Below are 12,019 nucleotides of genomic sequence, written 5' to 3'. Positions count from 1 at the left end.
TCAGATGAGTTCGCTCACCAGTTGCTCGATGCGTCCACGGATGTCGTCGCGGATGGGGCGCACCGAGTCGATGCCCTGCCCTGCCGGGTCGTCGAGCGTCCAGTCCTCGTAACGCTTCCCGGGGAAGAACGGGCAGGCGTCACCGCAGCCCATCGTGATGACGACATCAGAGGCCTGCACCGCCTCCGTGGTGAGCACCTTCGGGGCTTCGGCGGTGATGTCGATGCCCAGCTCGGCCATGGCGTCGACGGCGATGGGGTTGATCTGATCGGCGGGCATGGATCCGGCGGAGCGCACCTCGATGCGGTCGCCGGCGATGTCGCGGAGGAATCCCGCGGCCATCTGAGAGCGGCCAGCGTTGTGCACGCAGACGAAGAGGACAGAAGGCTTGGTCGTTGTGTCAGTCATAATGACTCCAGGTAGTGAGAAGTGGTCAGTTGAGGAGATTGTCGACAAGGGTGCGGACGCGTGCGGTGATGTCGTCGCGGATGGCTTCGACGCCTTCGAGGGAGGCGAGAGCTGGGTCTCCGACCGCCCAATCGTCGTAGCGGACGCCGGGGATGATCGGGCAGACATCGCCGCAACCCATTGTGATGACGACATCAGCCGCTCTCACGGCGTCGTCGGTCAGGGGCTTCGGGAATCGCTCGGCGGCGTCATCGCCTTCGATCTCGGCGAGCAGGGACCGCACGTGTGGGTGGATGACATCGGCGGGACTGGAGCCTGCCGAGCGGGCGATGATCTTGCCGTCGGCGATCTGGTTGACAAGTGCGGCGGCGAGTTGTGAGCGACCGGCGTTGGCAACGCAGACGAACAGCACCTGCGGCACGGCGGTGTCGCGGTCGCGAGTGAGGTCGCTCAGCCGCTGCCTGGCGAAACGCTCGGTAAGCGGGATCAGGGCTGAGGTCACCCGCGCGGTGCGGGCGAGGGCTGTGTATGACTCTCGGACGATGGTGAGGACGGTTGTTGAGTCGAGTTCCGGGATCTCTGCGGTCAGTTCGTCGGCGAGGTGAGTGACGCGTGCGTCGAAGTCGGGTCGGCGTGCCTCGTCGGCTGCGTCTTCTGTCCAGGGTGCAACGGTCGCGGGCGCGAATGAGTCCAGCAGTGTGGTGACGGCACGGCGGCGGTTCGGGTTGATCTTGTACCAGACCCAGGTGCCGCGTCGCTCGGACGTGAGTACGTCGACGTCTTTGAGGACCTTGAGGTGGTGTGACACGGTCGGCTGTGACACGTCGGCGAGTTCGGCGAGATCACAGACGCAGGACTCTCCACGGGGGTCGGAGGCGATCGCGGAGAGCATCCGTAGGCGCAGGGGGTCAGAGAGCGCCTTCAATGTGGCGGCGACGGATGACGCCGCGTCCTGTCCGATCGCGTGCGAGGCGACGGGACTGCAGGTGTCTTCAGCGGTCAATGTGACATTCATGATGGCGTCCTTACGTCGGTGTATGGAGCTGCGGTGTATGGATCGGTGTGGAACCAGCGCCTGGCTGCCCAGAGCGAGACGCAGACGAGACCGACGAGCACGGGCACTTCGATCAGCGGGCCGACGATGCCTGCCAGGGCTTGACCCGAAGCTGCGCCGAACGTGCCGATGGCCACCGCGATGGCGAGCTCGAAGTTGTTGCCGGCCGCGGTGAATGCCAGTGTCGAGGAGCGTGCGTAGCCGAGGCCGAGGGCCTTGCCGGTGAAGAGTCCGATGAACCACATGACTGCGAAGTACACCAGGAGGGGCAGTGCGATCCTGGCGACGTCGAGCGGGCGGGAGGTGACCTGTTCGCCCTGCAGGGCGAACAGCAGCACGATGGTGAACAGCAGCCCGTAGAGGGCCCACGGGCCGATCTTCGGCAGGAACTTCTCCTCGTACCAGTCGCGGCCCTTGCGCCGTTCACCGATGAAGCGGGATGCGAATCCGGCGAGCAACGGGATGCCGAGGAAGATGAGCACGTTGAGGGCGATCGCTCCGACGGAGAAGTCCAGCCCCTGTGTGTCCAGTCCCAGCCATCCGGGGAGGACGGTGAGATAGAACCAGCCGAGCAGCGAGAATGCCACGACCTGGAACACCGAATTGATCGCGACGAGCACGGCTGCCGCTTCCCGGTCGCCGCAGGCGAGGTCGTTCCAGATGACGACCATCGCGATGCACCGCGCGAGCCCGACGATGATGAGGCCGGTACGGTACTCCGGCAGGTCGGGCAGGAACATCCAGGCGAGGGCGAACATCAGCGCGGGGCCGATCAGCCAGTTCAGCACCAGCGAGGAGATGAGCAGCTTCTTGTCGCCGGTGACCGCCGCGACCTTGTCGTAGCGGACCTTCGCCAGGACCGGGTACATCATGACCAGCAGGCCGAGGGCGATCGGGATCGAGATCCCGCCGACTTCGAGGCTCGCGAGCAGTGGCGATACGCCGGGAACGAAGCGCCCGAGGAGGATGCCGCCGACCATGGCGAGCCCGATCCACAGCGGCAGCCAGCGATCCAGGGCGGAGAGGCGTCGTGTCGTCGACGTCGGTGCGGGAACGGTTGCAGCACTCATGCGAGCAGCGCCTCCATCTTCTCGGCGATGGCAGGCTTCGGGTGTGCGCCGATGAGGATGTCGTTGCGGACACCGTTCTTATAGAAACCCAGAGTGGGGATAGAGGTGACGCCGGCGGCCACTACCGTCTCGGGGTTCTGGTCGGCGTCGAGCTTGACGATCTTGATCCGGCCGTCGTACTCGGCTGCGAGCTGATCCAGCAGAGGTGCGATCTGCTTGCACGGGCCGCACCAGGTGGCCCAGATGTCCACGACGACGGGGAGGTCCGCATCGAGGACTTCGGCCTGGAACGTGGCGTCGGTGACAGGCGTGGGGGCGCTCATGCGAACACTTCCTCGGTCTTGAGGTCGATCGTGGTGCTCTCGTCGAGAGCGGACAGGTAGTGCTGGGCGTCCTGCGCGGCGGCGCATCCGGTGCCCGCAGCGGTGATGGCCTGCCGGTAGGTGTGATCGACGAGGTCGCCGGCCGCGAACACTCCGGGAAGGTTCGTGCGGGTCGAGGGGTGTTCGACGAGCACATATCCGTCGGCATCCGTGTCGATGATCCCGGTCACGAGTTCGGAGCGCGGGTCGTGCCCGATGGCCACGAAGACGCCGGTCGCCGAAAGCTCGCGTTCTGCTCCGGTGACAGTGTCACGGAGGGTGACCGCGTGCACCTTCTCGTCGCCGATGATCGCGGCGACATCGCTGTTCCAGGCGACGTCGACCTTCGGGTGATCCAGCACCCGCTGCGCCATGATCTTCGAGGCGCGGAACTCTTCGCGGCGGTGCACGACCGTGACCTTCGAGGCGAACCGCGTCAGGAACAGAGCTTCCTCCATCGCGGAGTCACCCCCGCCGACGACGACGATCTCCTGCTCGCGGAAGAAGAACCCATCACACGTCGCGCACCACGAGAGACCGTGGCCGGTCAGCCGGTCCTCTTCGGGCAGTCCGAGCTTGCGATAGGCGGACCCCATCGTGAGGATGACGGCGCGGGCGCGGAACGTCTCTCCGGCACCGGTCTCGATGATCTTGATCGGGCCGTCGAGGTCGACACGGATGGCGTCGTCGAGCAGGATGCGTGCTCCGAAGCGCTCGGCCTGCGCACGCATCGACTCCATCAGTTCGGGGCCCTGCACACCGTCGACGAACCCGGGGAAGTTCTCCACCTCGGTCGTCGTCATCAGAGCGCCACCCGCAGTCACAGAGCCCGCGAGCACGACCGGCTCGAGTCCCGCACGAGCGGCATAGACCGCGGCGGTGTACCCGGCAGGTCCGGAACCGATGATGACCAGCTCAACCTCTTGAATCGACATGCGTCTATATTGACATTGATCGATACCGGATGCAAGCATGCCGGAGAAGAGTTCATCTGCCCGTCACCCGACGAGCGGATGATGACCAGCGCAGCACCTCCGTTCAGATACGAAAGCCGTGAAACGATGACCCAGCCGAAGACCGTTCTGTTCATTTGCACCCACAACGCGGGCCGGTCGCAGCTGGGCGCTCACCTTCTTTCCCATCTCGGGGACGAGCGTCTGGTCGCCACGAGCGCGGGCATCAGTCCGGCAGAGGTGATCAACCCGGCAGTCGCAGCATCACTGCAGGAGCTGGGCATCGACACCGATGCCGCACATCCGCGTGCGGTGACGGCCGGGGATCTCGACGCTGCTGATGTCGTGGTGCTGATGAAGCCGGGGCTGTCTTTGCCGGGTCCGGTGCGCGGAGAGCTCGTGGAGTGGTCCTTCCCCGATCCGTCGAGCTGGGAAGCGGACGGAGTGCGCGAGCTGCGCGATGCTGTCGATGAGAGCGTGCGCGGACTCGCTGCGCGTCTCACAAGCTGATGCAGTGAAGGGTGGGCCTCGCTTTGAGACCCACCCTTCGCGACGTCACGTCACTCAGCCGACGGTGACGGGACGCCGCCCGATCTGCATCACGGACGGGGCGGGGGCTGCGCAGCAGCTCCCCGCGTTGTCGTCGAAGTCGCCGGACCCACCGCACACGCCCGTGTCGGGAAGGGCGAGTTCGTTGCGGGCGGCGGCCTCGTGGTCACCCGCGAGGTGCGCGGCGACACTGCGCACCTGCTCGTACCCTGTCATCGCGAGGAACGTCGGCGCGCGGCCGTACGCCTTCACCCCAACGATGAAGAAGCCCTGCTCCGGCTGGGCAAGCTCCCTAGCGCCGGTGGCCCCCACGGATCCGCACGAGTGGATGTTCGGATCGATCTCCGCAGCGATCCCGGCGACGGCATCGAGAGCCGGATCAAGGTCGATGCGCAGCTCCCGCAGCATCTCCGTGTCGGGCCGGAACCCGGTCAGAGCGAACACATGAGCGACGCCCGCGACCTCGTGTCCGTCCTCGGCGATGACCGTCAACGTCTCGCCGTCTTGACGGAACTCCGCGACACGGAACCCGGTCACGAGGTTCACCAGGCCCTCATCGATCATCTTGCGGGCGCGAGAGCCGAGCGCGGCGCGCTCGGGGAGCTCATCGCCGAGCCCACCATCGAAGACATTCGTCGCGCTCCCACGACGCAGCAGCCAGGTGACCTGGGTACCGGGCGATCGCCTGGCCAGTTCGCTCAGGCGCAGCACGGCATGCGTGGCGGAGTGCCCGGCACCCACGACGACGACGTGCGACCCTGCGAAATCCGAGACGTCGTCGGGGATGCGATACGAAATCGACGCGTGAGCCCGAGCCTCCCCGAGTGCAGGGAATCCATCGCCACCGGCCGGGTTGGGGATCCCCCACGTGCCGCTGGCGTCGATGACGGCCCGCGCACGCAGTCGGGCTTCGTTGCCGTCTTGATCGACAGCGTGCACAGTGAAGGGCTGGCTCTTGCGTCCGCCGTCGACGACCTTGTCGCGTCCTTGACGAGAGATGCCGGTCACTGTCGTGGCGTACTTCACTCGCTCCCCCAGAACACCAGCGAGAGGGGCAAGGTAGTCGTTCACCCATTCCGCCCCGGTCGGGTATCCCGAGGTGGGTGCGCTCCAGCCGGTGGGTTCGAGAAGACGTCGTGCGGCGGTGTCCGTCAGCTCCGGCCATGCCGAGAAGAGCCGTACATGGCCCCATTCCGATACCGCTGCCGCGGGTTCCTCGCCACGCTCGAGGACGACCACCTCCACATCGCGTTCGGCAAGGTGCGCCGCTGCAGCAAGACCCTGCGGGCCCGCTCCGATGATCACAATAGGAAGCTCATCCATCACATCTCCTCAAATCGAAGTTCTTCAATACGAAAACTGTTCCGCATCTATCGAAGAATGTCAATACGTGCCAGACTAGACCCGTGAGCCTGCCAACCACCATCGAAGCGACCGCCTGCTGCGTGCCGCGCATCACCTCCGTGCTCACGGCAGAGGACGCGGAGCGGGTTTCCCGCGTGTTCAAAGCCCTCGGCGATCCCACTCGCGTCAGACTGCTGTCCCTCATCGCCGCCGGCGCCGGCGGCGAGGCATGCATCTGCGACCTCACGGAGCCGGTCGGCCTCTCGCAGGGCACCGTCTCGCATCACATGAAGCTCCTGACCGATGCGGGTCTGGTCACGCGGGAGCAACGGGGCAAGTGGGCGTACTTCGCCCTTAACGACGGCGCGCTGGATGCGGCCGCCGACGCACTCCGCTCGGTATGACTGCTGTGCAGGCCCCACCCAGCCTGGGTGGCCGACTGGCCGCGCTCTCGATAGGGCAGGTGATCAGCTGGGGCATCCTGTTCTACGCGCTCATCGTCGCGTCCCCTGCGATCGCGGCCGATACGGGCTGGCCCGTCGCTCTGGTGACCCTGTCATTCTCGTCGGGCCTTATCGCATCCGCGGCCGCGGGGGTATTCGTCGGCCGGTGGCTCGACGCGCGCGGCCCACGACTCATCATGACCATCGGCAGCGTCGTCGGTCCCGCCGGGCTCATCGTCGTCGTGATAGCACCGAACCTCACGGTATTCACGATCGGGTGGGTCATCGCGGGTATCGCGCAATCAGCGGTGCTGTATCAAGCGGCATTCACCGTCATCGCCCGAAGGTATGGGTCTCGCCGACGTGGCGCGATGACGATCCTGACCCTCGCCGGCGGTCTCGCCTCCACGGTCTTCGCCCCCATAGTCGCCGGTCTTCTCACCGTCACGGATTGGCGAACGACATTCCTGCTCCTCGCCGGAGTCCTCCTCGTCACCACCGTGCCCCTGCACTGGTTCAGCCTCGAGCGCTCCTGGACACCCGTCCCTCACGACGACGGCGTGCAGGCTCACACTGTGAGTTCGGTCATCCGCACTCGTCGCTTTTGGATGCTGGAGCTATCCATGCTCGCCTTGGCGGCGGCTCTCTTCAGTGTCACTCTCGCGCTCATCCCGCTGTTCACCGAGAAGGGCCTGAGCTACGAGCTCGCCGCCTGGGCGCTGGGTCTTCTCGGTGCCGGTCAGGTGATCGGTCGGCTCCTGTACGTCGCCATCCCGCACACCGCCGCGCCCTGGATTCCTCTCGCCGCCACGGCCGGACTCAGCGCCGCCTTCCTCGCTCTCCTCGCACTCGTCCCTGGGCCGCCGTGGCTGCTCATCTCGATCGGGATCGCCGCCGGCGCCGTCCGCGGCGCGCAGACACTCGTGCAGGGCTCCGCCGTCGCAGACCGGTGGGGCACGCGCAACTACGGCGCCATCAACGGCGTCTTCGCCGCCCCGATCACCCTCGTCGGTGCGTTCGGACCCGCCCTCGGCCCGCTCCTCGCCGTCGCCACCGGCTCCTATTCGACCATGGCACTCATCGCCGTCGCACTAGCCGCGCTCTCGCTCGTCCTCGCACGATTCTCCTGACACAGCAGCTCTGGATAATCCGACCCGGCGCCGCCCGATTTCCTATCGCATAGGTCGGCCGTGTGGTCGCCGATGCCGATGAGGTCAATCTGCGTTCAACCTCTCGAGGATCTGTTTCATCTGGTCGATCTCTTGTTGCTGAGACGAGACGATCTGCTCGCAGAGGGTGGTGATCTCCGGGTCGGTGATATCGGATTGCTCGCAGACGAGGATGGCTCGTGAGTGGTGCGGGATCATTGAGCGCAGGAACTGGTCGTTCCCGATGAAGGCTTCCGCTCTTCCCATGAAGAATGCCGCGAAGAACAGCGCGACGAAGCCGATCAGCAAGCCTGTGTTGAGGGCTTTGTTCGGGAACATCTTCCACATGATGACGATCATGATGATGCCCATGGGGAACACCATCATCAGCGCCATGTAGAGGTTGCCGATGTTGAGGAAGAAGTCGCCGAGGACGTTGATCATCGCGAAAGTGAGGAAGTACATCACGACGAAACTGAGTACGAGTGCGATGGCGAGCTTGAGGTAGCTCGTCATACCGCCGTGCTGGTGTCCGTTTGCTTGGTCGGGTGGACCCGTGCCGTTGTGGTGAGAGTGTTGTTCGGTCACAGCGCCTCCAGCAGTGCGGTGCAGGCGTTCTCGCACCGCCGGCATGACTCGGCGCAGACGACGCAGTGCTCGTGCATGGTGTGCTTTTCGCATTCGTCTGCACAACTCGCGCATGCCGTGCGACAGGCGTCGAGCGTGGCGCGTGTGAGGTTGGCGTCGTACCCGGTGTGGCGGGACAGGACACGCGCAGTGGTTTCGCAGAGGTCAGCGCAGTCCAGGTTGGTGCGGATGCATTTGGTCAGTTCAGCGACCATGTCTTCGCTGAGACAGGCGTCAGCGCACGCAGTGCATGCTTGCGTGCATTCCAAACAGGCTTCGATACACGCGACGAGTTTCTGCTGGTCGACCGCGCCGATGTCTTTGGGATAGGTGCGCAGCATTTCTGCGGCAACAGTCATGATGGACTCCTTTCGGTGGAGTCCCCGAAACTACGCTCACATCTCTGATCCGATGAGGCCCTTGAGTACCCCACAGGGGCATGGTAGCGACACAGTCCCGGAAGGCACCATGCCTCTCATGTGAATGATTCAAGGGAATCTGTTTTCCCGGCCGTCGACTGCAGCCCGGCCTTTTCGCGTTCCGCCCGCAGCTCCTTCTCGATCCGGGCACGGGCTTTGCGTTCGTCGCGGTCTGCTCGGATGATGGCGCGAAGGACGAACCAGAAGACTGCGGAGACGCCGATGGTCGGGATGAGTGACCAGATCACGTTGGTCCAGTAGTCATCGAGGATCATGGGTGCTCCTCGCCGGTTCTCTCCACGCGAGAGCGATTCCGACGATGGTCGTGATGATGGCGGCTTCGAGGCTTGCGATCGTGTAGGTCCAGAACGTCCCGCCGGCGCCATCGGGCTGCGCGTCCATGAGCAAATGCACTAAGGCGAGCAGCGGCCCGACCACGAGCAGGACACGACCGAGACGCACCAGCTGGTGATGCGTGCGCTCCGGAGTGCGCGCCGGTCGTGGTCGCTGGCGCGACGGGTGTATCCGGTGCAGATGCGGCGGTGGGGTGTGGCGCCGTTCGGGCATGCGATTCATCCGAGCATCGCCACGATGAGGAAGTAGATCGCCACGGTCAGCGCCACGACCAGGACGGTAGCGGACGCGATGAAGAACGTCATGTTGCGGAACGGGTTGCGAGGTCTGTCCATGCGCGGTGTCCTTGATCGGTGTCGTCAGTCCGCTGCGCGGGCTGGGGCGAGGATGGTGGTGTCGTCGGGGGTGACTTCGACAATTCCGCGATCGTCGACAAGAACGAACCGTTCCGAATCGATGACGCTAAAGGCCTGCGCGGTGCCCTGCAGTGATTGCATGCGCCGCCAGTGACCGTCAGCGCCGTAAGACCAGAGAACGCCGTCGGTGCCGACACCGGCGAGAGTGCCATCCGGGCCGGCGTCGATTGTGTAGAGCACGGGCGCACCCAATACCGGAGCGAAGGACGCACCGGTATCTGTGCTGATGAGCACGCCCTCCTCAGTGGCCGCATAGAGGCCGTCGGCAGTGGCGGCGAGATCGGCAGCGGAGAACGATGCTTTAGATGTCCAGGTGCGCCCTTCATCGGCGCTGGCGAGAAGTTCGACTTCGGTGGAAGCGAATCCGAAGAGCATGCCGTCAGGGGCGGCGGTGAGCACGTGGAAGTCGGCGCTGCCGTTGAGCGCAACAGGTGACCATGTCGCACCGAAGTCGTCACTGCGAATGATGCCGAGGTTCGGTGCGCCCAGCTCCTCCGCGGTCGTCATCCCCGGGTGACCTGAGGCGATAAGCGTCTCGCCCAGGGTGGTGAACCCCATCGCGTCGAAGTCGTGGTCGCCGATCGGCCCGGTGATCTCGCCGGTCTCCGTGAGGGTGAAGATGCCACCGTGCGTGGCGATGAACAAGTCCTCGCCACGGGGGTCGGCGGCGATGCCGTGAATGTGTTCGATACTCGGCGGCACCGCGTTGCTGGTGTCAGTCTGGGTTGCGCATCCTGTCACCGTGAGGGCGAGAGCAGCAATAGAAACAGTGGTCAGGGCAAGATAGCGGCGGTTCATGGGGCTCCGGTAAGAGAGGGTGAGCGAAGGCGGTTGGTACGCCGACGAGAAGCGGCGTGACCTGTGTGCGGCGGCACACACAGCGATCACGACACATACCGTGGCGTGAAAGCCGGGTGGGCCGGTTCGGGTCCGGCCCGCCCGGGCGATCAGATCTGGGTGAGGAGATCCTTCATCGTGGCGATCTCCGCGGTCTGATCGTCGATGACCTGCTGGGCCAGTTCGAGCACGTCCGGGTTCTGGGCGTCTTCCAGTGCGGTCTCAGCCATGTCGACGGCGCCTTCGTGGTGCATGATCATCTGCTCGAGGAACAAGCGGCCAGCTGTCGCGCCGTCCGCCTCTTCGAGTGCGGTCATGTCCTCCTCGGACATCATGCCGTCCATCGAGTCGCCCATCGATCCGTGATCCATGCCGCCTGAAGCATCAGGGTCGTACTCGACGCCCCAATCCTGCAGCCAGCCGAGCATCCGGTCGATCTCGGGGCCCTGGGCGTCCTTGATCTGCTGAGCCAGTTCCGCCACCTGCGGGTCGAGGTCGTCTTTGGCGAGCACGATGTCCGACATCTCGACGGCTTGCTCGTGGTGCGGGATCATCATCGTGACGAACATCTCGTCCGCCTCGGTCGCCGTCGAGTCCGGCGCTTCCGAGGAGGTCGTGGCCCCATCCGTGGGGGCGGAGGCGTCGGTGCAGCCAGTGAGGACGAGGGTCAGGCTGAGCACGCTCGTGCCCAGCGCAAGGGGAAGCTTCTTCATGATTGTTCCTTCGAATCAGTCGTATGAGGGGTCGGTCACGCAGCACCCAGAACGGGCGGCGAGACTGCATGCCGGTGCGATGCCGGCACTCGACTTCTCAGGTGCGACTGATCGAAAGGAACGTCAGCGAGGGGGCCCGGCTCAAGGTGGTCTCAACCGCGGGATGCCGCCGGGACATCAAGACGCGTAGCGGAGGGCTGAGCCGCTGCGCGAACAGCGGGCGCAGCAGCAGGAAAAGGCCCGCGAGGAGCGCGAGGATGCATGCGGAGAGCATGTCCGAATGCCCGCCCGTCGACCCGGTCATGCACGCGTCATCGCACACAATGGGCTCCGCTGTGGTAGCGGAAGAAACAGCGATGGCGTCGGCCTGACCGGCGATGTGCGTTGCATGATCGGCCGCGGACGACGAGTGCGCCCCCACGGCGGTGCCGTGACCAACCGCGTTGGAGCTGAAGGTATGCATGCCGAGGAGGCCGACGATGATCATGAGAACGGCGCTCGCGAGCAACAATGCGGTGCGAAGCGACAGCTGCGGGTGCAACCCGCGGCGTTCAACGTGCATGCTCGACCTCCGATCCGAGCACAAGATAGCACCCTTCCCTTTGCGCCTTCTTCCGGAGCGGCCACGGTTAGTGCGCCCGTGGGTGCGCTGACGGGAGAGAATAGAGGAGTGAAGGTAGACGTTGTGCACATCGATGACTGTCCCAACTGGGTCACGGCTGGTGACCGTGTCCGTGCTGCGCTTGATGCGCTCGGCATGGTGGACGTGCCCGTGGACTATGTGCTGTTGCGCACCCCCGAGGAGGCATCGGAAGTGGTCTTCGCCGGATCGCCGACGATACTGCTGGATGGGCAGGACGCATTCGCCTCAGGTGGGTCCACGACCGACCTTGCATGCCGGGTCTACATGACCGATACCGGTCTCGCCGGACTGCCGTCGGTGCGCCAAATCGAGGACGCGATCCGCGACCGACTCGCCTGACAGCGCCGGAATCGATAGTCGATTCTGTTGCCCCGCCCGTGCGGTGGTCGCTGTCAGATCTGCACGCACGTCCGTGATCATCGGTGCGGGCAGAGACGGCCAGCCGCGGGCGAGCTCCGTATCGTGCGCGCTACGGGCGGAGCGCGAGCTCCTGCCGAATCTGATGGACGACACGGGATGCGCGCCAACCGACAGCTCCCGTCATGAGTGCGTCCGAATCAGTGAAGGTCGTGACCAGCCCGCCGTCGTCAGTCGGTACTGTATGTGCGCTCGTTCCCGGCTCATCCCAATCGGGGGTGTAGGAGTTGGGGTCTGAAGCCGCCGGTCTCGAGCAGGCTTC

At 65.1% G+C, this 12,019-nt stretch carries 17 protein-coding genes; 4 read left to right on the top strand and 13 right to left on the bottom strand.

Annotated elements, in window-relative coordinates; genetic code table 11:
• The 5 genes from IEV67_RS09595 to trxB are packed head-to-tail and all read right to left on the bottom strand — an operon-like array spanning position 1 to position 3,829.
• Entirely contained in the window at positions 1–408 is a 408-nt protein-coding gene (locus tag IEV67_RS09595; RefSeq protein WP_188436378.1) for an arsenate reductase ArsC, read from the bottom strand.
• Between the two features lie 25 nt (positions 409–433).
• Positions 434–1,423, bottom strand: coding sequence for a metalloregulator ArsR/SmtB family transcription factor (locus tag IEV67_RS09590; protein WP_188436377.1), 990 nt, complete (start codon positions 1,421–1,423; stop codon positions 434–436).
• A complete protein-coding gene (gene arsB, locus IEV67_RS09585; RefSeq protein WP_188436376.1) occupies positions 1,420–2,532 on the bottom strand; it encodes an ACR3 family arsenite efflux transporter in 1,113 nt (370 codons plus the stop codon). Before arsB ends, IEV67_RS09590 begins: the two co-directional genes overlap by 4 nt.
• Complete coding sequence (gene trxA / locus IEV67_RS09580) at positions 2,529–2,855, bottom strand: thioredoxin (protein ID WP_188436375.1); 327 nt, start codon at positions 2,853–2,855, stop codon at positions 2,529–2,531. The genes arsB and trxA overlap by 4 nt, the downstream gene beginning before the upstream one ends.
• On the bottom strand, positions 2,852–3,829 hold the full coding sequence (gene trxB / locus IEV67_RS09575) for a thioredoxin-disulfide reductase (RefSeq protein WP_188436374.1): 978 nt from the start codon (positions 3,827–3,829) through the stop codon (positions 2,852–2,854). Before trxB ends, trxA begins: the two co-directional genes overlap by 4 nt.
• Positions 3,830–3,955: 126 nt before the next feature.
• Between trxB and IEV67_RS09570 the strand changes: the two genes are divergently transcribed.
• Entirely contained in the window at positions 3,956–4,357 is a 402-nt protein-coding gene (locus tag IEV67_RS09570; RefSeq protein ID WP_188436373.1) for an arsenate-mycothiol transferase ArsC, read from the top strand.
• Positions 4,358–4,411: 54 nt separating this feature from the next.
• On the opposite strand, the gene IEV67_RS09565 is transcribed toward IEV67_RS09570, so the two are convergent.
• Positions 4,412–5,719, bottom strand: coding sequence for an FAD-dependent oxidoreductase (locus IEV67_RS09565; RefSeq protein ID WP_229702985.1), 1,308 nt, complete (start codon positions 5,717–5,719; stop codon positions 4,412–4,414).
• A gap of 83 nt (positions 5,720–5,802) precedes the next feature.
• Here IEV67_RS09565 and IEV67_RS09560 point away from each other — a divergent pair, with 83 nt between their 5' ends.
• Entirely contained in the window at positions 5,803–6,144 is a 342-nt protein-coding gene (locus IEV67_RS09560; protein WP_188436371.1) for an ArsR/SmtB family transcription factor, read from the top strand.
• Positions 6,141–7,313, top strand: coding sequence for an MFS transporter (locus tag IEV67_RS09555; RefSeq protein ID WP_188436370.1), 1,173 nt, complete (start codon positions 6,141–6,143; stop codon positions 7,311–7,313). The genes IEV67_RS09560 and IEV67_RS09555 overlap by 4 nt, the downstream gene beginning before the upstream one ends.
• 84 nt (positions 7,314–7,397) lie before the next feature.
• Here IEV67_RS09555 and IEV67_RS09550 read toward each other — a convergent pair whose 3' ends face one another.
• From IEV67_RS09550 to IEV67_RS09520, 7 genes are all read right to left on the bottom strand, one after another.
• Positions 7,398–7,847 carry a DUF305 domain-containing protein gene (locus IEV67_RS09550; RefSeq protein ID WP_188436369.1) on the bottom strand — a complete coding sequence of 150 codons (450 nt, stop codon included), beginning with the start codon at positions 7,845–7,847 and terminating at the stop codon, positions 7,398–7,400.
• 68 nt (positions 7,848–7,915) lie between these two features.
• The gene (locus IEV67_RS09545) at positions 7,916–8,317 is read right to left on the bottom strand and encodes a four-helix bundle copper-binding protein (protein WP_188436368.1); all 402 of its coding nucleotides are present in this window, start codon (positions 8,315–8,317) and stop codon (positions 7,916–7,918) included.
• A gap of 116 nt (positions 8,318–8,433) precedes the next feature.
• Positions 8,434–8,652: a hypothetical protein gene (locus IEV67_RS09540; protein WP_188436367.1), complete on the bottom strand. Its 219-nt coding sequence runs from the start codon at positions 8,650–8,652 to the stop codon at positions 8,434–8,436.
• Complete coding sequence (locus IEV67_RS09535; protein ID WP_188436366.1) at positions 8,639–8,944, bottom strand: hypothetical protein; 306 nt, start codon at positions 8,942–8,944, stop codon at positions 8,639–8,641. The genes IEV67_RS09540 and IEV67_RS09535 overlap by 14 nt, the downstream gene beginning before the upstream one ends.
• A 146-nt stretch (positions 8,945–9,090) precedes the next feature.
• Positions 9,091–9,945: a F510_1955 family glycosylhydrolase gene (locus tag IEV67_RS09530; protein WP_188436365.1), complete on the bottom strand. Its 855-nt coding sequence runs from the start codon at positions 9,943–9,945 to the stop codon at positions 9,091–9,093.
• Between the two features lie 149 nt (positions 9,946–10,094).
• Positions 10,095–10,697: a DUF305 domain-containing protein gene (locus tag IEV67_RS09525; protein WP_188436364.1), complete on the bottom strand. Its 603-nt coding sequence runs from the start codon at positions 10,695–10,697 to the stop codon at positions 10,095–10,097.
• Positions 10,698–10,794: 97 nt separating this feature from the next.
• Positions 10,795–11,259 carry a DUF6153 family protein gene (locus IEV67_RS09520; RefSeq protein WP_188436363.1) on the bottom strand — a complete coding sequence of 155 codons (465 nt, stop codon included), beginning with the start codon at positions 11,257–11,259 and terminating at the stop codon, positions 10,795–10,797.
• Between the two features lie 123 nt (positions 11,260–11,382).
• Between IEV67_RS09520 and IEV67_RS09515 the strand changes: the two genes are divergently transcribed.
• Positions 11,383–11,679, top strand: a complete 297-nt coding sequence (locus IEV67_RS09515) for a hypothetical protein (RefSeq protein WP_229702982.1) — start codon at positions 11,383–11,385, stop codon at positions 11,677–11,679.
• Positions 11,680–12,019: the final 340 nt, after the last annotated feature.

The sequence above is a fragment of the Microbacterium murale genome (assembly GCF_014635185.1).
GTDB lineage: Bacteria > Actinomycetota > Actinomycetes > Actinomycetales > Microbacteriaceae > Microbacterium > Microbacterium murale.
The sequence above is the reverse complement of the archived record's forward strand: the minus strand, read 5'-3'. Positions and strand labels throughout refer to the sequence as shown.

Excerpts from the sequence above, each read along its gene's own strand:
- IEV67_RS09570 (WP_188436373.1), top strand. The coding sequence starts at position 3,956 with ATGACCCAGCCGAAGACCGTTCTGTTCATTTGCACCCACAACGCGGGC.
- IEV67_RS09545 (WP_188436368.1), bottom strand. The coding sequence starts at position 8,317 with ATGACTGTTGCCGCAGAAATGCTGCGCACCTATCCCAAAGACATCGGC.
- arsB (WP_188436376.1), bottom strand. The coding sequence starts at position 2,532 with ATGAGTGCTGCAACCGTTCCCGCACCGACGTCGACGACACGACGCCTC.
- IEV67_RS09525 (WP_188436364.1), bottom strand. The coding sequence starts at position 10,697 with ATGAAGAAGCTTCCCCTTGCGCTGGGCACGAGCGTGCTCAGCCTGACC.
- IEV67_RS09540 (WP_188436367.1), bottom strand. The coding sequence starts at position 8,652 with ATGATCCTCGATGACTACTGGACCAACGTGATCTGGTCACTCATCCCG.
- IEV67_RS09555 (WP_188436370.1), top strand. The coding sequence starts at position 6,141 with ATGACTGCTGTGCAGGCCCCACCCAGCCTGGGTGGCCGACTGGCCGCG.
- trxB (WP_188436374.1), bottom strand. The coding sequence starts at position 3,829 with ATGTCGATTCAAGAGGTTGAGCTGGTCATCATCGGTTCCGGACCTGCC.
- IEV67_RS09520 (WP_188436363.1), bottom strand. The coding sequence starts at position 11,259 with ATGCACGTTGAACGCCGCGGGTTGCACCCGCAGCTGTCGCTTCGCACC.
- IEV67_RS09595 (WP_188436378.1), bottom strand. The coding sequence starts at position 408 with ATGACTGACACAACGACCAAGCCTTCTGTCCTCTTCGTCTGCGTGCAC.
- trxA (WP_188436375.1), bottom strand. The coding sequence starts at position 2,855 with ATGAGCGCCCCCACGCCTGTCACCGACGCCACGTTCCAGGCCGAAGTC.
- IEV67_RS09565 (WP_229702985.1), bottom strand. The coding sequence starts at position 5,719 with ATGGATGAGCTTCCTATTGTGATCATCGGAGCGGGCCCGCAGGGTCTT.
- IEV67_RS09590 (WP_188436377.1), bottom strand. The coding sequence starts at position 1,423 with ATGAATGTCACATTGACCGCTGAAGACACCTGCAGTCCCGTCGCCTCG.
- IEV67_RS09535 (WP_188436366.1), bottom strand. The coding sequence starts at position 8,944 with ATGCCCGAACGGCGCCACACCCCACCGCCGCATCTGCACCGGATACAC.
- IEV67_RS09550 (WP_188436369.1), bottom strand. The coding sequence starts at position 7,847 with ATGACGAGCTACCTCAAGCTCGCCATCGCACTCGTACTCAGTTTCGTC.
- IEV67_RS09530 (WP_188436365.1), bottom strand. The coding sequence starts at position 9,945 with ATGAACCGCCGCTATCTTGCCCTGACCACTGTTTCTATTGCTGCTCTC.